The sequence below is a fragment of the Lysobacter sp. Root604 genome (assembly GCF_001427505.1).
GTDB lineage: Bacteria > Pseudomonadota > Gammaproteobacteria > Xanthomonadales > Xanthomonadaceae > Lysobacter.
The window spans coordinates 314735-333629 of sequence record NZ_LMGS01000001.1 but is presented as its reverse complement, the minus strand read 5'-3'; the positions used below and the strand labels follow the sequence as shown (position 1 = coordinate 333629).

Sequence of the window (18895 nt, the reverse complement as noted above, 5' to 3'; positions counted from 1 at the left end):
GACTTGGCCCCGTGCAGGCGCGGCGGAGGCGCACACCCGCCTATTCAGCTGCAGCCGAAACCACAGGATTTGTCAATCCCCCAGAACTGCCTTATGTTCTGACGCAGGTCACGTTTTATCGTCCAGACCTCAAGGGGGAACCAGTCGTGAAAATGCCGGCATGCCGCATGTCGATCCTGCCCGTGCTCGTCGGGCTCCTGTACGCAGGAAGCGCACAGGCTCAACAACAGGATGGATGCCCGCAGTTGCCGCCTTCCACGCAACTGATCTGGGACCACAAACCTAGCGCCGGCTCGGATGTCTGCCTCGCCTTACGCGCAGACGGCAGCCAAGCGTTCGGCATGTACATCTCGAACAAATCGCCGTTCACGCCTAAGCGCGGCGATCGCGCCGAGGCCGGCAACATCGACGGCAAACCCATGTATTGGTACCGCGGCGAACTCGCCGGCAAGCCCGACGTGCAGGTGCGCGAAACCCTGCTCGATCTCGGCGACGGCCGGGTCGCCCATATCTGGCTGCAGGCCGCATCGCCCGACAAGCTCGGCGAGGTGCTGGGCCTGACCCAGGGGCTGCGATTTCCTTCGGCCCGACTGAGCAGCAAGTGATCCGATGACGGCGATGGCGGTCTCGATCCGCCCTCGCCGTCCTCGCTCCGTTCCCCTTTGCTCGCGAGCGCGCGCGGCGTACCGTGTGCGCAGGCGCGTGCGCGCCGGTGCGTGACACGACCATCCCGAAGCTCCCGATCCGTCATTCCAGGAGGAAGATCATGATCAAACGACTCGGCGCCGAATTCATCGGTACGTTCTGGCTGGTACTCGGCGGTTGCGGCAGCGCGGTGCTCGCGGCCAACTTCGGCGGGGTCGGCAATCCGCTCGGCATCGGCTTCCTGGGCGTGGCCCTGGCCTTCGGCCTGACCGTGCTGACCGGCGCCTACGCGCTGGGGCATATCTCCGGCGGCCACTTCAATCCGGCGGTGAGCTTCGGGCTGTGGGCGGGCGGACGCTTCGCCGGCAAGGACCTGCTGCCCTACATCGTCGCCCAGGTGCTGGGCGGCCTGCTCGCCGGTTTCGTGCTGTGGCAGATCGCGGCCGGCAATCCCGAGTTCTCGGTCGATCCCAACGCCGCCGGCGCCTTCGCCAGCAACGGCTACGGCTCGCATTCGCCGGGCGGCTATTCGGTCGCGGCGGCGTTCCTGTGCGAAGTGGTGATGACCGCGATGTTCCTGATCGTGATCCTGGGCGCCACCCACAAGCGCGCGCCGGCAGGCTTCGCGCCGATCGCGATCGGCCTGGCCCTGACCCTGATCCACCTGATCAGCATCCCGGTCACCAACACCTCGGTGAATCCGGCGCGTTCGACCGGCGTGGGCCTGTTCGCGGGCTCGCAGGCGATCTCGCAGTTGTGGCTGTTCTGGCTGGCGCCGATCCTGGGCGGCCTGCTCGGCGGCGTGATCTACCGCTGGTTCGACAAGGACTGAGCCCACGCGCGCGGCGCATCGCCGCAACCCGTTTCGCGAGCCACGAGAGGCCGCGTCCCACGCCCCCGTCGAGCGTGGGGCGCGGCCTTTTCGTCATGGCGCCGCGTCGCGCGCCTCAGCGCGTCGCCTTCTGCTTCACCGCTTCCTCGGCCGCGTCCAGCGCGGCCTGCTGCAAGGTCGCGGCCAGCTTGCGGTTGCCGGCGCTCTCGGCGGCGTCGAGCATCTGGTAGCTGGCCTGCAGCAGCTTGATGCCGCGCGGCGGAATCTTGACGATCTTGCCGCCGACGATGGCGAAGCCGCCCGCGCCCTGGCTCACGCCGGGCGATACGAAACTGGCGACGATGACGAACTTGTTGGGATCGATCCCGGGCATGACTGCACTCCTTCGCACGGATACGGCGCGACCGGACGGCCGCGCCGGCGCGTGATGCCCATCGGCGGATTCGTCCGATGAAACGCGCCGTAGCTAGCTAACGCGGCTGGCCGCGCGCGCCGGCCAAGCGCGCGCGTCGATCAGCGCTCCCACCACGGTCGCGGCGTCTTGCGGCCCTGCATGCGCGCTTCGTACTCGCTCGCGATCGTGTCCAGCGTGGTCGCGGCGAAACGCGCCAGCAGTTGCTCGCGCGCTTCGTCCAGGGCACCGCGCAAGGCCGCGTTCACGCCCTGCTCGACCAGGCAGCGCGGGTGATCGTCGGACAGGCCCAGCGCGAACACCGGCGGTTCGCCGATCGCGCGATAAACGTCGAGCAGGCTGATCCGCTCCAGCGGCTGGGCCAGGGTCCAGCCGCCGCCGTGCCCCTTCACCGATCGCACGTAGCCGCCCTCGCGCAGCCCGGCCATGGTCCGGCGCACCACCACCGCGTTGGTGTTGAGGATGCCGGCGATCAGCTCGGAAGCGATCGGCGCCGGATGCTGGGCCATGTGGATCAGCACATGCAGCATGCGCGACAGGCGGTTGTCGTTTCTCATCCGGCGCGCTCGCGGGTGGTCGTCCGGGCCCAGCTTAACAGTCGCGGACATCATGTAACACATGAAGTTGCATCATGGTCGGCGCGGGTGTTAAAACGCAACTTCAATTGATACGTATTGACCGTCAGGCTCGCGACGCCTCCTGCGTCGACGGGCGCGGTCGCCCAGCTCAGGAGCAGGACCATGCAGTACGAAGTCATCGTCGTAGGCGGCAGCTATGCCGGCCTGGCCGCCGCGATGCCGCTGGCACGCGCGCGCCGACGCGTGCTGGTGATCGACGCCGGCCGCCCGCGCAACCGCTATGCCGCGCATTCGCACGGCTTCTTCGGCATGGACGGCTGGGCCCCGTCGGAGATGCTGGAGGAGGCCAGCCATCAGCTCGCGACCTATCCCAGCGTCGAATTGCTGCAGGGACACGCGCAACAGGCGCGCGCGCACGGCGAGGACTTCGTGCTCGGCCTGTCCGATGGACGCAGCGTGAGCGCGCGCCGATTGATCCTGGCCACCGGCGTCGCCGACGAACTGCCGGCGATCCCCGGCCTGCGCGAACGCTGGGGCCGCAGCGTGGTGCATTGCCCCTACTGCCACGGCTACGAGTTCGAACGCGCGCCGCTGGGTGTGCTCGCGACCCAGGCCACCTCGCTGCATCAGGCCCTGCTGGTGCCCGACTGGGGCCCCACCACCTACTTCAGCCAGGGCGCGTTCGAGCCCGATGCCGAACAAACGCAGCGCCTGGCCGCGCGCGGCGTCGCGATCGAACGCAGCCGCGTGGTCGAGGTATTGGGACCGGACGACGGACTCAGCGGCGTGCGCCTGGAAGACGGCCGCGAACTGGCGCTGGCCGGCCTGTTCGTGGCGCCGAGCACCCGCCCGGTCGACACCCTGGCCGAGCAACTGGGCTGCGAGTACGAGGAAGGCCCGTGGGGGCCGCTGCTGCGCGTGGACGAGTTCAAGCGCACCACGGTGGCCGGCGTGTACGCGGCCGGCGACGCCGCCAGCGCGATGGCCAGCGTCAGCCTGGCGGTCGCGGCCGGCACCCTGGCCGGCGTCGGCGCGCATCAGTCCTTGCTCGGGTCCTGATCGGCGCCAAAACGAACGGGGCCGCGCACTGCGCGGCCCCGTCGTGGGCGTCGGCTTCGATACCCGGGTTTAGAACTTGCCTTCCTGGAAATCGACGAAGGCCTGCATCACTTCCTGCTTGGTGTTCATCACGAACGGGCCGTAGCGCGCGACCGGCTCGCGCAGCGGGCGCCCGCCGACCAGGATCAGGCGGCTGTCGCGGCCGAGGTCGCGCAACTTGAGGCGCTGGCCGCCGGACAGCACCGCCAACTCCTGCGCATCGACCGCGCGCGCGTCCTCACCGTCGCCGATCTCCACCCCGCCCTCGTACACGTAGACGAACACGTTGTGGCCTTCGGGCAGGTCGTACTCCCAGCTGGCGCCAGCCGCGAGGGCGACGTCGATATAGACCGGATCGGTCGCCGGCTGCGCGATCGGACCGCGCAGATCGCCGATCGCGCCGGCGATCAGCTTCAGCTGCACGCCATCGGCCGGTTGCAGCGCGACGATGCGCTCAGGCGCGAACTCCTGATACTTGGGCTCGGTCATCTTCTCGCGCGCCGGCAGGTTCACCCACAGCTGGAAACCGCGCATGCGGCCCTCCTGCTGCTCGGGCATCTCCGAATGCACCAGGCCACGGCCGGCGGTCATCCACTGCACGCTGCCAGGCACCAGCACGCCCTCGTTGCCGTGGTTGTCCTTATGACGCATGCGCCCGTCGAGCATGTAGGTCACCGTCTCGAAGCCGCGGTGCGGATGCTCCGGAAAACCGGCGATGTAGTCCTCGGCGCGATCGGTGCCGAACTCGTCCAGCAGCAGGAACGGATCCAGATCCGGCAACTCGGCCCCGCCGATCACCCGGGTCAGGCGCACACCGGCGCCATCCGAAGTCGGCTGACCACGCATCTTGCGCCCGACGCGCGCATAGCGCGGGGCCAGGTCGTGGGTGGTGGTGGTGGACATGCTCCTCTCTCCTGTCTCGCTCGCCGTATTGGCGTTGGAGCATAGGATGGCACTGCAAAAACAGAACGAAGCACTTAAGCGCAGGAGTATCTATTACAAATTTGGAACAATCAGCCTGATGTAGCGAGATTGGCGCAGGGGCCGCACACCCGGCTATGACACGGCAGCGGCACCAGCGTTCAAACCGCCATGGCCATAGTCACCATTTGCAATTGTTATTCGCACTCACGTTTCACCAGTCACGCATCGCGCCTGCAGTCGCAGCGGATGTGGTTGCGGTTGCGGTTGCGGTTGCGGTTGCGGTTGCGGTTGCGGTTGCGGTTGCGGTTGCGGTGGCCGTGGCCGTGGCCGTGGCCGTGGCCGTGGCCGTGGCCGTGGCCGTGGCCGTGGTCGTGGTCGTGGTCGTGGCATTGAAGTCCAAAAGCACCGCACTCACACGACCAACCGTAGACCCGAAGGGCGGCGCGCAGGACGCGTGCCGTTTTTCGAATGGACAGGGATGTCCATTCGAAAAATCCCGGCGCACGCAACGCGCTCGCAAGGGAGGGTTGGTCACGCTAACCCTTCTCTTTGGTTACTTTCTCTTGGGTTAGCAAGAGAAAGTGACCCGCATGCGCAGCACGCGGAAGCCGTTGACCTTAGGTCAGAAAAAACGAAAGCAGAGCAACAGCAAATCCTCCCCAACCCTCCTTTTCCAAAGGAGGGAGCTAAGAGCCAAAGAGCTAGGAGCTAGGAGCTAGGAGCTAGGAGCAAGGAGCAAGAAAGCGATCCGAATCTCAACAAGGACACCGGCCAGCGCAATAGCCGGAGCTCACGGTCGCGGCTCGCGCCGCTCCTACCCAATAGCCGCGAACGACCTGTCGCCCACCGAATCGAAAGACAGCGCAGCCCCTCAAGCGCGGCAGCGAAACACCACGTCCCTACGCCTTGCGCGTATACACATACACCGTCGCCGGCGGCACATTGCGCAACACAAACTCGCCGCGCCGCACCTGCAGCCCCAACTCGCGCATCACCGCATCGGCCACCGGCGCCGCCGGCCCGTAGGTGAACTGCACGAAGGTGCCGTCTGCCCGCAGACACTCGAACGCCGCCGCCAACAGACTGCGCTGCAACTGCGGCGGCATCGTCAGCAGCCCCAGCCCGGACACGATCGCATCCGCAGGGCCCTGGTCCAGATAGCCGTTCGCGTGCGCTAGCTCCGGCAGCGATCGCGCGTCGCCCAGCAATACCTGCACCTGCGGAAAGCGCAGATGCAGATGCGCGTGCAACTCCTCATTGAGCTCCAGCACCAACAGATCGCGGTCGGCGATGCCGGCCGCCAGCAGCGCGCGCGTGATCGCGCCGGTGCCGCCGCCCAGCTCGATCACCCGGCGCGCGTCGTCGGGCAGCTCGGCGATCATCGCCGCGGCCAGCTCGGGGCTGGAGGGCGCGACCGCGGCGGTGCGCAGCGGGTTCTTCAACCACTGGCGGAAGAAGGTCCAGGTACCGGGCTTGCGCGTTTTCAAGGCTTCGTCCTTCACAGCGGCTGCAGCCGCCAGCAGCGATGGATACGCGCGTCGCGGGCGAAGTCGGGCGGGATGGTCTCGGCGCTGATCTCGCGGCAGTCGGCGAATTCGGCGATCGCCTCCTGGTCGAGGCGGAAGCGACGGAAGTTGTTGGAGAAGTACAGCACGCCGTTGTCGGCCAGGCGCGCGACCGCAGCGCGCAGCAGGCGGACGTGCTCGCGCTGGAGATCGAAGTCGTCGGCGCGCGCGGAATTGGAGAAGGTCGGCGGGTCGCAGAAGATCAGGTCGTAGCGGCCACGGTCGGCCTCCAGCCAGGCTACTGCGTCGGCCTGGACCAGGCGATGGTCGGCGCCGCCGATGCCGTTCTCGCGCAGGTTGTCGGCGCACCATTGCAGGTAGGTGGCCGACAGATCGACGGTGGTGGTCTGCACCGCACCGCCGACCGCCGCGTGCACGCTCGCCGCGCCGGTGTAGCCGAACAGGTTGAGGAAGCGCCGGCCGCGCGCCTCCTCGGCGATGCGCAGGCGCATCGGCCGGTGATCGAGGAACAGGCCGGTGTCGAGGTAGTCGTGCAGGTTCACTCGCAGCTTGGCCGCGCCCTCGCGCACCACCAGGACTTCGCCGCGCTGGTCGAAGCGGCCGTACTTGCTGCCGCCCTTGCCGCGCGCGCGGGTCTTGAGGGCGATGCGCTCGCGCGGTACCGCGAAAGCCTCGCGCGCGGCCGCCATCAGTTCGTTGAGGCGGCGGCGCTGGTCGGCTTCGGGGATCGTGGCCGGTGCGGCGTATTCCTGCACGTGCAGGTGCAGCTGCGGTTCGGGCTCGTCGCTGGCGTAGACGTCGATCGCGGCCGCGTACTCGGGCAGGTCGGCGTCGTAGGCGCGGTAGCAGCTGACCCCTTCGCGCTCGCGCCAGCGCTTGAGCTTGTGCAGGTTTTTGCGCAGGCGGTTGGCGACCATCTGCGCGCCTTCGGACAAGACCGGCGGCGGTGCGTCCGGCGCGCTGTCCGCGCGCGCACGCGGCGCGATCGGGTCGCACACGATCAGGGTGCATTCGATCGCGCCGTTGAACAGCTGGTACTTCTTGCTGGCGCGCAGGCCGGTGGCCTGGGCCAGCTCGGCGTCGCCGCACAGCAGGCTGGCGCGCCACTGCGGCGCCAGGCGCTTGAGGGTATTGCCCAGCGCGCGGTACAGGGCGGGATCGGCGGCCAGACGTGCGTCGTAGGGCGGGTTGCAGACCGCCAGGCCGGTCGCGGCGACGGGCTCGCCCTCGGCCGCTTCGATGGCCGTCGGCGCGGGCAGCTCCTGCAGTTGCTCGACCGCGGCGACCTGCCAGCGGATCACCCCGGCCAGGCCGGCCATGACTTCGTTGTCGCGCGCGGCGCGGATCGCATGCGGGTCGAGGTCGCTGCCCTGGAACACCGGCCGCAGCGCGGCGCGGCCGGCGTCTTCGCGCACGCGCGCCTGATCGCACAGTTCCTGCCAGGCCGCGCGGTCGAAACCGCGCCAGCGCGTGGGCGCCAAACCATCGTGGCGCAGCAGGCCCGGCGCGACGTCGGCGGCCATCAGCGCGCCTTCGATCAGCAAGGTGCCGCTGCCGCACATCGGGTCGATCAGGGCGCCGCCCTCGGCGTACACGCGCGGCCAACCGCCGCGCATCAGCACCGCGGCGGCGAGGTTTTCCTTCAAGGGCGCTTCGCCCTGCTTGAGGCGCCAGCCGCGGCGGTGCAGCGAGCCGCCGCCCAGATCGATCGAGACGATCGCGCGGTTCTTGCGGATCACCAAGTTGAGGCGCAGGTCGGGCGCGTCCACGTCCACGTCGGGGCGCGCGCCGGTGCGCGCGCGCATCACGTCCACCACTGCGTCCTTGACCCGTTGCGCGGCGTAGCGCGCGTGGGTGATCGCGGTGCCCGAGACGTGCGCGTCGACGGCCAGCGTGTTGGTCGCGTCCAGATGCTGCGGCCAATCGATCGCGGCCACGCCGGCGTACAGCGCGTGCTCGTCGGGGCAGTCGAACTCGGCGATCGGCCACAGCACGCGGCTGGCCAGGCGCGACCACAGCACCGCGCGCTGGGCGTCGCGCAGTTCGCCTTCGGCGTTGGCGCCGGCCAGGGCGGCGGTCGCGCGCGCGCAGCCCAGCGCGACCAGCTCGTCGGCCAACAGATATTCCAGACCCTTGCCGCAACTGACGTAAAACTTCACGAAGACTTCCTGGTGTGCATGGCGAACAGCGGAGTGAGCATCGACGAGCACGGAGTATCCGCATCGACGGTCAAGGGCGCGTGTGGCGGCGGCGCGGCCGTCACAGGCGTTGCAGCAATTGCGCGAAAGCGTCGGCGCTGGTGTCGACGTGCGCGGCCAGGCGATGGCTGTCGTCGACCAGCAGCAGGCGCGCGCGCCGCGACCAGGCCCACTCCACCACTTCCTGCGCGGGGATCAGTTCGTCGTCCCAGCCGTGCACGATCGTGGTCGGCACGCGCGCGGCTTGCAGGCGCGGCGCCGGCCCCATCCGCACCGGCGGCGCCATCAGGAACAGGCCGACCACCGGCACCTGCAGCGAGACCAGGCCCGAGATGTAGGCGCCGAGGCTGGAGCCGGCCAGCACCAGCGGGCCGCGCTGGGCGGCGGCCTGGGCCAGCGCGAGCAGGCGCTGCAACCGCTGCGGCACGTCGCCGAGTTCGCTGATCTCGCGGCGCGCGTCCAGGTCGGTGTAGTCCGGGCGCTCGTGGCTCCAGCCCAGGCGCTGCGCGGCCTCGGCCAGGGCGGTGACCTTGGTCGCGTCGGGGCCGCTCTCGAAGCCATGGGAAAGGATGCAGTGTCCGCGCGTGCTCATGCGTGTCGGGGTGGCGTATCGGTGAGGGGCCGGGACGGTGGCGGTCGCACGGCGCTGCGGAGTTCAGTCGGCAAGCACGATCAACGCGTCGCCGCGCCGGATGTGTCCGCCTTCGAGGATGCGCGCGCACAGGCCGCCGTGGCCGCGCATCGCGTTGTAGCCGCCGGGGCCGAGCGCGTCTTCCATGCGCGAGCAGGGGTCGCAGTCCTCGGTGCCTTCCAGCAGCGCTTCGCCGAGGCGGAAGCGGCGGCCCTTGAGCGCCACCAGCGGCAGCCCGGATACCACCACGTTACGGCGCAGCAGGGACGGCTCGACCGCGTCGCGGCCGGACAAGGCGGCGATCGCCGGCAGGTGCTCGGCCTGGATCAGGGTCACCCCGCGCTTGCCGCTGCCGCCGGCATAGCGGTCGCCGACCAGGCCCAGGCCGGCTTGGGCCAGCACGGCTTCGACCGGCTCCATCGGCACATCGCGCTTGGGACGCAAACCGATCCACTCCACCCGGCCGGGGCGCGGCAGGTGGGCCATCAGACGTCCTAGGGCGGAGTCGGCGGGCGGCAGGGACATGGCGGGCTCCGGTGCGAAGGCGAATGTTAGCATCCGCCCCCATGCCGCCCCTTCCGCCCCTGCGCGTGGAACCCCTGCCCTACGAGGCCCTGCTGGACGCGCGCGCGGCCGCGGCGGTGGACCTGGTGGTGATCCATTGCACCGAGTTGCCCGACCTGGCGACCGCGCGCGAGTACGGCGAGCGCGTGCTCTACCCGGCCTCGGGCACCGGCAACAGCGGCCATTACTACGTCGATCGCGACGGCAGCCTGCACCGCTACGTCGAGCCCCTGCGGGTCGCCCACCACACCCGCGGCTACAACCCGCGCTCGGTCGGGATCGAGCTGGTCAACACCGGCCGCTATCCGCACTGGCTGGACTCGCGCCACCAGGCCATGGACGAGCCCTACACCGAGGCCCAGATCGAGGCCCTGATCGCACTGCTGGCGCAATTGCGCGCGCAGTTGCCCGCGCTGCGCTGGATCGCCGGCCACGAGGACCTGGACACCACCCGGGTCGAGGCCAGCGACGATCCCAGCGTGCAGGTGCAGCGCAAGCTGGACCCGGGCCCGCGCTTTCCGTGGGCGCGGGTGCTGGACGCCTGCGGCTTGCAGCGGCTGCGTCCCGAAGCCTGAGCCGCGGCCCTAACGCCCGCGCCGGCGCTCGCGGAGCCCAGCGGGACGCGCCGTATACTTCCGGACCGTACCGACCCGGCCGCGCACGCCCCATGACTTCATCGCCCGTCTCCGAACTGATCGAACTGCTGTCGCTGGAGCGGCTGGAAGACAACCTGTTCCGCGGCCAGAGCCGCGACATCGGCACCAAGTACGTGTTCGGCGGCCAGGTCCTGGGCCAAGCCCTGTCGGCCGCGCAAGCGACCCTGGAGGCGCCGCGCAGCGCGCACTCGCTGCACGCCTACTTCCTCAAGGCCGGCGACATCGAGGCCCCGATCGTTTACCAGGCCGACCGCACCCGCGATGGCGGCAGCTTCTCGGTGCGGCGGGTGACCGCGATCCAGCACGGCCAGCCGATCTTCTTCCTGGCCGCCTCGTTCCAGAAGGACGAGGACGGCGGCGAACACCAGCTGTCGATGCCGGAGGTGCCCAAGCCCGAGGACATCGCGCCGGCGTCGGCGGTACCGCCGGAGGTGATGGCCACGCTGCCCACCAAGATCCAGCGCTGGCTGTCGCGCCAGGGCCCGTTCGAGTTCCGCCACGTCTATCCGCGCGACGAGCTCAATCCGCCCAAGCGCCCGCCTTACCAGCAGGTCTGGTTCCGTCTCAGCGAGCCGGTCGGCGACGCGCCCGAGCTGCACCGCGCGCTGCTGGCCTACGCTTCGGATTTCCACCTGCTCGGCACCGCCACCTTCCCGCACGGGATCAGCTACTACCAGCCCAATGTGCAGATGGCTTCGCTGGATCACGCGCTGTGGTTCCACCGCCCGTTCCGCGCCGACGACTGGCTGCTGTACTCGATCGACAGCCCCAGCGCCCAGGGCGGGCGCGGGCTGGCGCGCGGGCAGATCTACGACCGCCACGGCCGCCTGGTCGCGAGCACCGCGCAGGAAGGCCTGATCCGGGTCGTGCAGGACGCCGCAGCGGCCGCGCACGTGCCCTCGAAGGAATGACATGAGGCAGGTCTTTTCGAGCGCGCGTTTGGAAAACGTCGAGTCGGTGGCGCAGATGCTGCGCGACGCCGACATCGAAGTGCGGGTCACCAACAACCGCTCCTACAAGGGCAACCGCCGCAGCGGCTTCAGCTACAGCGACAACGACTCGCCCAAGCCGGCGGTGTGGGTGGTGAAGTCCGAGGATCAGGTGCGCGCGCGCGAAATCCTGCGCGCGGCCGGCCTGATCGATTCCACCCGTGGCGGCGAAGGCTACTCGGCGATCAGCTTCCGCGCGCCGGAGCAGATCGCGCCCGCGCGCAACCCGGCGCAGCAACGCGCGTTCCGGATCAAGCTGGCTCTGATCGGCGGCATCGTGCTGGTACTGGTGCTGGCGATCGTGCATTCGCTGCGCGAAGACCCGGCCGAATCGGCGCTGGCCCAGCACCCGCTGGACGGTTCGGTGGCGGCGATCCCGCAGCCGCTGGCAGCGGCGGTGTTCGTGAAAGAGCTGAGCAAGGCCGCACCGATCGACACCCTGTGCCTGTCGATCGACGGCAAGGACGTGTCCAAGGCCATGATCGACGCCATGCAGGCGCAACTGCGCGGCCGCCGCGTGGCGCCGCTGTCGGAGTGCGTGCGCATCCCCGACGAGGAGCAAGGCAGCGTGCATCGCGCGTCCGGACACCCGGCGCTGCTGGTCGACGTCAAGGCGTTCCGGCCACAGACCCGCGAGTCCGGCAAGATCGAGTACGAGGCCTACCACCACCGCATGTCGGCCTCGTACAAGACGCTGGAAGTGAAGTCGGTGGACGGGCAGTGGCAGGTGGTGCGGACGCTCAAGCACGTGGCGATGTAGGGCGGTTGGAAGCAAATCCCCCCTAGCCCCCTTTTTCAAAGGGGGGACAGCAAACGACTCAGGCGCATGTCCCGCTGGTCTTCCCCCTTTGAAAAAGGGGGACCGAGGGGGATTTGCTTTTGCGCCGGTCACATTCCCCGCCCGCCCGCGTCTCGGTCCAGGTATCCCCGCCCGGACCCGCCATGACGACCTCGTCCCCTGTTTCCATCGCCTGCCTCGTCCTCGCCGCACTGCTCGACGTCCTGGGCCCGCTGCTCGCCGCCGCGATCGCCGCGCTACTGGCTATCCTGGGCGCGCTCGACGGCCACCCGACCGTCGCCGCCCTGCCCACCTGCCTGAGCTGCCTGCGTTGAGCGCCCACCCGAGCCCCGCCGCCGACGGTCTGATCGATGCCATCGATGCCGACCTGCCCGCCGCCGCGGCCGGCGATCGCGCCGCGTATTCGCGCATCGTCGCCGCCTGCCAGAACTCAGTCACCGCGATCGCGCTGGCGATCGTGCGCGACGTGCCGGCCAGCGAGGACATCGCCCAGGAAGCCTTCCTCAGCGCCTGGCAGAACCTGCGCCGGCTGCAGAGCCCGTCCAGCTTCCTGCCCTGGCTGCGCCAGATCACCCGCAACCTCGCCCGCGACCACCTGCGCAGCCAGCGGCGCGCGCCGCGCGGGGTCGACGACGTCGAGGCGGCGATCGAGGCCGCGGCCGACCCGCAGCCCAACCCCTGCGAGCGCTTGCTGGACGACGAACGCCAGACCATGGCCGCCGAACTGATCTCGGCCCTGCCCGACGACAGCCGCGAAGTGCTGCTGCTGTATTACCGCGAAGGCCAGAGTTCGCAGCAGGTCGCGTCCCTGCTGGGCCTCAGCGACTCCGCCGTGCGCAAACGCCTGTCGCGTGCGCGCGCCAGCGTGCGCGAGGAGATGCTGGCGCGTTTCGGCCGCTTCGCGGTCGACAGCGCGCCGTCGCTGGCCTTCACCAGCATGGTCGCCACCGCGCTCACCATCGCCAGCCCGCCGGCCGCCGCGGCCGGCCTGCTCGGCGCCGGCGCCGCGGCCGGCGCCAAGACCTTCGGCCAGATCGTGCTGGGCGCGGCCGGCAGCATCGGCATCGCGGTGGTGGCGGCGTTCGCGGGCATCTACCTGGGTCTGCGCAAGCAGCTCAAGGGCGCGATCGACGACGCCGAGCGCTACGCGCTGGTGCGCAGCGCGGTGATCTGCGGCCTGGTCTCGATCGCGTTCGTGGTCGCGCTGCTGCTGATCGCGCATAGCGGCCTCGGCAGCTGGTGGCTGCCCAGCCTGACCACGCTGGGCTTCATCGTCGCGATCCTGTGGCAGACCGCGGTGGCGCAGCCGCGCATCCTGCGCCGCCGTCACGCCCTGGAAGCCGCGCGCGATCCGATCGCGGCCGCGCGGCGTCGCCGCTGCGAGCGCATCCAATCCTGGATCGGGGTGGTGATCGGCGTGGGTTGCGGCGTGGGCGGCCTGATCGTGGGCCTGATCCAATCCGGGCGGCTGTAAGGCGCCCGGTCGGATCCTGGACCCGGCCGCGCCGGAAGGCGCTTCGCCCTAGCTAGGCGAAAAACCAAAAAAAAACCCGTGCCGCGGGACGCGGCACGGGAATCTGGAGGGGCAATCCTTCCATTCGCTACTACTGCTGGGTGCAACGTGAAACGCTTGCGGCTCCGGCCAGCGATCAGCGACGCGGCTTGGGCCGCAGATCCTCGCGGGTCAGATAGCCGTCGCGGTCTTCGTCCATGAAGGCGAAGGCCTTGGCCAGGCGCGGCATCTTCTCGCCGACTTCGATCTTGCTGAGCTTGCCGTCGTGGTTGAGGTCGGCTTGCGCGAAGTGCTGGTCGAAACGCTGGGCGCGCTCGGCCTCGCGCTGCGGGCGCTCGCGCTCGTGGTAGCTGCGCAGCTCGCTGCGCACCACGTAGCCGTCGCGGTTGGCGTCGATCTGGGCGAACTTCTCGCCCAGCTTCGGCAGCTTGGCCGCCTCGGCCTGGCTGATGCGGCCGTCGCCGTCGGCGTCGGCGCCGATCAGCCCGCCCATGCCGCCGTGACGGCCATGGCCGCCGTGGCCGCCCTTGCCGCCGCGACCGCGGTGGGAGGGGCGCTCGTCGGCGCTGAGGCGGCCGTCGCCGTTCTTGTCGAGGGCGTCGAACTTCTCGGCCAGGCGCGGCATCGCCGCGGCCTCGCTGCGATCGATCGCACCGTCGTTGTTGCGGTCCAGGGAGGGGCGCTGCGGGCGGTCCGGGCCCTCGCCCTGCGGCGCGGCCAGGGCCGCACCGGCGACGGCCGCGGCCAGCGCGGCGACCAGCAAGGTGGAATGTTTCATTGCGGTGGCTCCTGCAAGGGCGCCCGGGGCGGCGCCGATGCAGTGGTCAACGCCCAGGCCGGCGGTCGGTTGACACGCCCGTGCCGGAAAACGTGAACGCAGCGCTAGCGCCACGGCGCTGGGACGGCGCTATGCTGCCCCCATGGGCACCCAACCGCAGCCGGACAGCGAGGACCTGCGCCTGTTCCACACCGGCGAGCACGCCTGCGGCTATTGGCCGGAGCGCGTCGCCCGCGACCTGGTGCTGGACCCGCGCGATCCGCGCCTGCGCGCCTGGTACCCGCATGCGTTGGGCTGGGGCTTCCGCCGCTCCGGCGATATCGTCTATCGCCCGCACTGCGCCGGCTGCCGCGCCTGCGTCGCGGTGCGTATCCCGGTCGATCGCTTCAGCCCCGATCGCAGTCAGCGCCGCTGCCTGGCGCGCAACGCCGAAGTCGAGATGCGCGTGCGCCCCGCCGAACGCAGCGAGGAACACCTGGAGCTGTACCGTCGCTACTTGTCCACCCGCCATGCCGGCGGCGGCATGGACAGCCACGGCGCGGCCGAGTTCGACCAGTTCCTGATCGGCAGCTGGAGCGAAGGCCGTTTCCTGGAACTGCGCGAGCAACGCCGCCTGATCGCGGTGGCGGTGACCGACGTGGTCGATACCGCGCTGTCGGCGGTCTACACCTTCTACGATCCCGACCTAGCCGAGCGCGGCCTGGGCACGCTGGCGATCCTGCGTCAGCTCGAATGGGCCAAGCGCGAACGCCGCGAACATCTGTATCTGGGCTACTGGATCGCCGGCCATCCGAAGATGGACTACAAGCGCCGCTTCCATCCGCTGGAAGGCTTCGACGGCCACGAGTGGCGCGATCTGCACATACGCGACTTCATCAAGCTGTAATCGCGTTCCTTTACATAGGCAGGGATTTCGGATTCGGCGCGCGCACCGCGACGCCGACCGGATGCGCGACGCGGCGACGGATCCCGCGCCCCACGAACCCCTGCGAAGCCATCGTCATGAACTCTCCCGCCTGGTCCCTGGCCGCACTCGCGGCCGCCTGCCTGTCCCTCGCCGCCTGCTCGCCCGCGAGCGGCAGCGGCGGCAAGATCGACAACGCCATCGGCATCGTGCAATGCGACGAATACCTGGCCAAGGTCGCCGCCTGCATCAACCAGAAAGTGCCCGAAGCGCAGCGCATGCCGCTGCGCGCGAGCGTGTCCCAGGAGTACGCCACCTGGAAAGAGGCCCTGGCCAACCCGGTCCACCGCGCCGCGCTGCCGCAGGCCTGCACCATCGCCGAAGAGCAGGCCAAGGACGAATACGCACGCTACGGCTGCGCGATGTGAGGGCCGCGCCGACGTCGCACGCGCCCGGATCCGCGCCCTCCGCGGCGCCAAACGGGCGGCCCGGCGCGACCCGGTTTTACGAGGCGCTAACACAGAACGTCGCCGACTCGTGTACCTAGTGGCCCGTCGTCTACGCACGACCGAGTCGGCACTGTGTTCGGCATGGAGCCGCCGCCTACCATTCATTACGGGGATATTCGATGAAGCACACCGCTCTAATCCTGGCCGCCGCCTGCACCCTGGCGCTGGCCGCCTGCACCAAGCCGGCCGATAAGCCGGCCGACGCCGCGACCGATCCGGCCGCCGCCACCGCCACCTCGACGCCGGCCGAAACCGCGCCGACCGACATGGCCGCGCCCACCGCCACCTCGGTTCCGGCTGAAACCGCGCCGGCCGCGGTCGCCGCCGCCGACAGCGTCGGCATCCCCGAGTGCGACGACTACCTGAGCAAGGTCAACACCTGCTTGGCCGACAAGGTGCCGGCCGACCAGCGCGCGATGTTCCAGACCGGTCTGGAGAGCAGCCGCACCGCGTGGAAGCAGGCCGCCGCCAATCCGGCCTCCAAGGCCGCGCTGGCCAGCACCTGCAAGACCGCGCTGGACCAGATGAAGACCGCGCTCGGCGCCTACGGCTGCGCGCTGTAATACCCGACACGACGCTTCGAACGACGCCCCGGTCCGCCGGGGCGTTTTCGTTGGCGCCTGTCATCGATCGCGCACGCACGCATGCGATCATGCGCGCCATGCGCAACCGATTCCTCCTGCTGATTCCCTTCGCCCTGCTCGCCGCCCTCGCCGCCGGCTGCGTGCGCGTCCAGGTCCACGGCGACCCCAAAGCGGCGCAGGCCGGCCCCATGAGCCAGACCGCGCGATTGCGCATCGCCACCTACAACACCTCGCTGTACGACGACGCCGACGGCGGCCTGCTGCGCCGCCTGGAAGGCGACGATGCCGGCGCGCGCAAGATCGCGGCCGTGCTGCAGCGCGTGCGCCCGGACGTGGTCCTACTCAACGAATTCGACTACGACGCCGACGGCCGCGCCGCCGATGCGTTCCAGCAGCGCTATCTCGAGGTCGCCCAGCACGGCGGCGAACCGCTGCGTTACGCCTATCGCTATTTCGCGCCGGTCAACACCGGCGTGCCCAGCGGCCTGGACCTGGACCACGACGGCCACGTAGGCGGCGACGGCCGCGCGCGCGGCAACGATGCCTGGGGCTACGGCCTGCACCCGGGCCAGTACGGCATGCTGCTGCTGTCGCGTTATCCGATCGACAGCGCGCAGGTGCGCAGCTTCCAGCGGCTGAAGTGGAGCGCCCTGCCCGGCGCGCGCCAGCCGCGCGATCCCGCCAGCGGCGCGCCCTGGTATGCGCCCGCGATCTGGTCGCAGCTGCGCCTGTCCTCGAAGTCGCATTGGGACGTTCCGGTACGCACGCCGCAGGGCACGATCCACATTCTCGCCTCGCACCCGACGCCGCCGGTGTTCGATGGCCCCGAGGACCGCAACGGCGCGCGCAACCACGACGAGCTGCGGCTGTGGGCCGAGTACCTGTCGGCCGGCGAGAAGCCCTGGCTGTGCGACGACCGCGGTCAGTGCGGCGGCCTGGCCGCCGACGCCGCGTTCGTGATCCTGGGCGACATGAACGCCGACCCCGTCGACGGCGACGGCGCGCGCGGCGCGATCGCGCAGTTGCTCGAACACCCGCGCGTCGACGCCGGCCACGTGCCGCGCAGCGCCGGCGCGCCGCAACGCGCGGCCGATTACGGCTTCCCGCGCAAGGGCGACACCGCCACCCACACCGGCGACTTCGGCCCCAAGTCCGGCACCCTGCGTTTGGACTACGTGCTGCCTTCGCGCGGTTTGAACGTACGCGACACGGGCGTGTTCTGGCCCGCGCGCGAAAGCGCCGACGCGGCGATCGCCGACGGCAGCGACCATCACCTGGTCTGGATCGACCTGGGCAAGCCGTAACCGCCTCGTATCCGGCATAGCGCGAAGGCATTCGCGCCTTCGGCGCTGCACTCCCCTCACCCTAACCCTCTCCCGCAAGCGGGAGAGGGGACGCTATCACTGCGGCTGCTGTTGCCGTTGCTGTTGCTGTTGCTGTTGCCGTTGCCGTTGCTGTTGCCGTTGCCGTTGCCGTTGCCGCGGCATTGGAATCCAAAAGCACCGCACTCACACGGCCACTCGTGGACCCGAAGGGCGGCGCGCAGGACGCGCGTCGTTTTTCGAATGGACAAGGATGTCCATTCGAAAAATCCCGGCGAAAGCCTCGAACTCGCAGGGGAGGGTTGGTCCCGCTAGCCCTTCTCTTTGGTTACTTTNCATTGGAATCCAAAAGCACCGCACTCACACGGCCACTCGTGGACCCGAAGGGCGGAGCGCAGGACGCGCGCCGTTTTTCGAATGGACAAGGATGTCCATTCGAAAAATCCCGGCGAAAGCCTCGAACTCGCAGGGGAGGGTTGGTCCCGCTAGCCCTTCTCTTTGGTTACTTTCTCTTGGGCTAGCAAGAGAAAGTGACCCGCATGCGCAGCAGGCGGAAGCCGTTGACTTTCGTGACGAAGAGACGAAAGCAAAGCCAAAGCAAATCCTCCCCAACCCTCCTTTGATAAAGGAGGGAGCCAAAAGCCAGAGAAAGTGACCCGCATGCGCAGCAGGCGGAAGCCTTTGACTTTCGGTCTGGAAAGACGAAAGCAAAGCAACAGCAAATCCTCCCCAACCCGCCCGGCCAGCAGGCACAGCCTGCCGGCGTTCAGCCGTGCACGAACCTGCGGTTCGTAAGCCGCACGGCTTCACCCTTCTACAAAGGAGGGAGCCAGAAGCAAAGACGCAACCTGGGGGGCAAGAAGACGCCAAAGGCACTGGACATCCGGCTCCGCCGAAGTAAAGCCGAGCCCGCCTTCGCGGCGATGACGAGCAACAGCCAAAGCCAAGCGGATTCGAAGAGCGGAAAGCAACGAGCCAGAGGCAAGGACAACCTCAGACCCCAGGATCAGCTCAAGCCCCGGGCTTGTTCGCAGCCGCCGGCACAGGATCAACCGCAGGAGTTGCCTCAGGAGCGGGAGCGGGAGCCGGAGCCGGAGTCGGCGTCGCCACCACCGTAGCCGCCTGCGGCGCGAGCGCGCGACGCGGGCCGAAACCGAAGGCCTCGTCGCTGCGTGCCGACACGATCATGCGCACCATGCTGGTCGGCACCATCAGCTCCAGCGAGATCGGCCGCCCCTCGCTGGTCTGCATCTCCAGCGTCATCTCGATCAGCGCGCCGGCGGTGTCGATCTCGCGGCACAGCACGTGCGGCCCGGCCGGCCCGTCTAGCAGATACGGCTTGATCGCTTCGCCCAGCGCCTCCATGGCCTGCGGAAAAAGGAATACGGCGTAGCCTCGGGACTCTTCCATGGGCGGATCCCCCTGTCAGGATC

General features: G+C 69.4%; 21 protein-coding genes. 12 read left to right on the top strand and 9 right to left on the bottom strand.

The genetic code is table 11. The annotated features are described in order from the left end of the window. Positions 1-167 precede the first annotated feature (167 nt). Together ASD69_RS21630 and aqpZ are read left to right on the top strand one after the other, a co-directional pair. A complete protein-coding gene (locus ASD69_RS21630; protein ID WP_157498898.1) occupies positions 168-605 on the top strand; it encodes a hypothetical protein in 438 nt (145 codons plus the stop codon). A 161-nt stretch (positions 606-766) separates the two neighbouring features. Further along, complete coding sequence (gene aqpZ / locus ASD69_RS01680) at positions 767-1477, top strand: aquaporin Z (RefSeq protein ID WP_056173160.1); 711 nt, start codon at positions 767-769, stop codon at positions 1475-1477. 115 nt (positions 1478-1592) lie between these two features. Here the strand turns inward: aqpZ and ASD69_RS01675 are convergent, their stop codons facing one another. Then, the gene (locus ASD69_RS01675; protein ID WP_056173157.1) at positions 1593-1850 is read right to left on the bottom strand and encodes a hypothetical protein; all 258 of its coding nucleotides are present in this window, start codon (positions 1848-1850) and stop codon (positions 1593-1595) included. Positions 1851-1990: 140 nt separating this feature from the next. Then, entirely contained in the window at positions 1991-2446 is a 456-nt protein-coding gene (locus tag ASD69_RS01670) for an Rrf2 family transcriptional regulator (protein WP_056173153.1), read from the bottom strand. 183 nt (positions 2447-2629) lie between these two features. Here ASD69_RS01670 and ASD69_RS01665 point away from each other — a divergent pair, with 183 nt between their 5' ends. Then, a complete protein-coding gene (locus ASD69_RS01665; protein WP_056173151.1) occupies positions 2630-3526 on the top strand; it encodes an NAD(P)/FAD-dependent oxidoreductase in 897 nt (298 codons plus the stop codon). A gap of 69 nt (positions 3527-3595) precedes the next feature. Here the strand turns inward: ASD69_RS01665 and ASD69_RS01660 are convergent, their stop codons facing one another. From ASD69_RS01660 to ASD69_RS01640, 5 genes are all read right to left on the bottom strand, one after another. Next, positions 3596-4468, bottom strand: coding sequence for a pirin family protein (locus ASD69_RS01660; RefSeq protein ID WP_056173148.1), 873 nt, complete (start codon positions 4466-4468; stop codon positions 3596-3598). A gap of 920 nt (positions 4469-5388) precedes the next feature. Continuing rightward, complete coding sequence (locus ASD69_RS01655) at positions 5389-5976, bottom strand: methyltransferase domain-containing protein (RefSeq protein WP_200943925.1); 588 nt, start codon at positions 5974-5976, stop codon at positions 5389-5391. A gap of 11 nt (positions 5977-5987) precedes the next feature. Beyond that, complete coding sequence (gene rlmKL, locus ASD69_RS01650; protein ID WP_056173142.1) at positions 5988-8174, bottom strand: bifunctional 23S rRNA (guanine(2069)-N(7))-methyltransferase RlmK/23S rRNA (guanine(2445)-N(2))-methyltransferase RlmL; 2187 nt, start codon at positions 8172-8174, stop codon at positions 5988-5990. Between the two features lie 100 nt (positions 8175-8274). Then, complete coding sequence (locus ASD69_RS01645) at positions 8275-8805, bottom strand: alpha/beta family hydrolase (RefSeq protein ID WP_056173139.1); 531 nt, start codon at positions 8803-8805, stop codon at positions 8275-8277. A 63-nt stretch (positions 8806-8868) separates the two neighbouring features. Next, the gene (locus ASD69_RS01640; RefSeq protein WP_056173135.1) at positions 8869-9369 is read right to left on the bottom strand and encodes an MOSC domain-containing protein; all 501 of its coding nucleotides are present in this window, start codon (positions 9367-9369) and stop codon (positions 8869-8871) included. 41 nt (positions 9370-9410) lie between these two features. Between ASD69_RS01640 and ASD69_RS01635 the strand changes: the two genes are divergently transcribed. The 5 genes from ASD69_RS01635 (at position 9411) to ASD69_RS22955 (ending at position 13326) form a co-directional block, all read left to right on the top strand. Then, positions 9411-9983: an N-acetylmuramoyl-L-alanine amidase gene (locus ASD69_RS01635; protein ID WP_056173132.1), complete on the top strand. Its 573-nt coding sequence runs from the start codon at positions 9411-9413 to the stop codon at positions 9981-9983. Positions 9984-10075: 92 nt separating this feature from the next. Then, positions 10076-10975 (top strand): acyl-CoA thioesterase II, encoded by a 900-nt coding sequence (tesB, locus tag ASD69_RS01630; protein WP_056173128.1) that lies wholly within the window; start codon positions 10076-10078, stop codon positions 10973-10975. A gap of 1 nt (position 10976) precedes the next feature. Next, entirely contained in the window at positions 10977-11813 is an 837-nt protein-coding gene (locus ASD69_RS01625) for a hypothetical protein (RefSeq protein WP_056173124.1), read from the top strand. Between the two features lie 182 nt (positions 11814-11995). Then, positions 11996-12166: a hypothetical protein gene (locus ASD69_RS21620; RefSeq protein ID WP_157498894.1), complete on the top strand. Its 171-nt coding sequence runs from the start codon at positions 11996-11998 to the stop codon at positions 12164-12166. Between the two features lie 29 nt (positions 12167-12195). Beyond that, positions 12196-13326: a sigma-70 family RNA polymerase sigma factor gene (locus ASD69_RS22955; protein ID WP_157499094.1), complete on the top strand. Its 1131-nt coding sequence runs from the start codon at positions 12196-12198 to the stop codon at positions 13324-13326. A 175-nt stretch (positions 13327-13501) separates the two neighbouring features. On the opposite strand, the gene ASD69_RS01615 is transcribed toward ASD69_RS22955, so the two are convergent. Beyond that, positions 13502-14143, bottom strand: coding sequence for an EF-hand domain-containing protein (locus ASD69_RS01615; protein WP_056173118.1), 642 nt, complete (start codon positions 14141-14143; stop codon positions 13502-13504). A gap of 142 nt (positions 14144-14285) precedes the next feature. Between ASD69_RS01615 and ASD69_RS01610 the strand changes: the two genes are divergently transcribed. The 4 genes from ASD69_RS01610 to ASD69_RS01595 all read left to right on the top strand — a co-directional run bounded on the left by ASD69_RS01610 (position 14286) and on the right by ASD69_RS01595 (position 17444). Next, positions 14286-15029: an arginyltransferase gene (locus ASD69_RS01610; RefSeq protein WP_056173115.1), complete on the top strand. Its 744-nt coding sequence runs from the start codon at positions 14286-14288 to the stop codon at positions 15027-15029. A 116-nt stretch (positions 15030-15145) separates the two neighbouring features. Continuing rightward, a complete protein-coding gene (locus ASD69_RS01605; RefSeq protein ID WP_056173112.1) occupies positions 15146-15475 on the top strand; it encodes a hypothetical protein in 330 nt (109 codons plus the stop codon). Between the two features lie 200 nt (positions 15476-15675). Then, entirely contained in the window at positions 15676-16119 is a 444-nt protein-coding gene (locus ASD69_RS01600; RefSeq protein WP_056173109.1) for a hypothetical protein, read from the top strand. 98 nt (positions 16120-16217) lie between these two features. After that, on the top strand, positions 16218-17444 hold the full coding sequence (locus ASD69_RS01595; RefSeq protein WP_056176397.1) for an endonuclease/exonuclease/phosphatase family protein: 1227 nt from the start codon (positions 16218-16220) through the stop codon (positions 17442-17444). 1029 nt (positions 17445-18473) lie between these two features. Here the strand turns inward: ASD69_RS01595 and ASD69_RS01590 are convergent. Next, on the bottom strand, positions 18474-18872 hold the full coding sequence (locus ASD69_RS01590; protein ID WP_056173107.1) for a hypothetical protein: 399 nt from the start codon (positions 18870-18872) through the stop codon (positions 18474-18476). Positions 18873-18895: the final 23 nt, after the last annotated feature.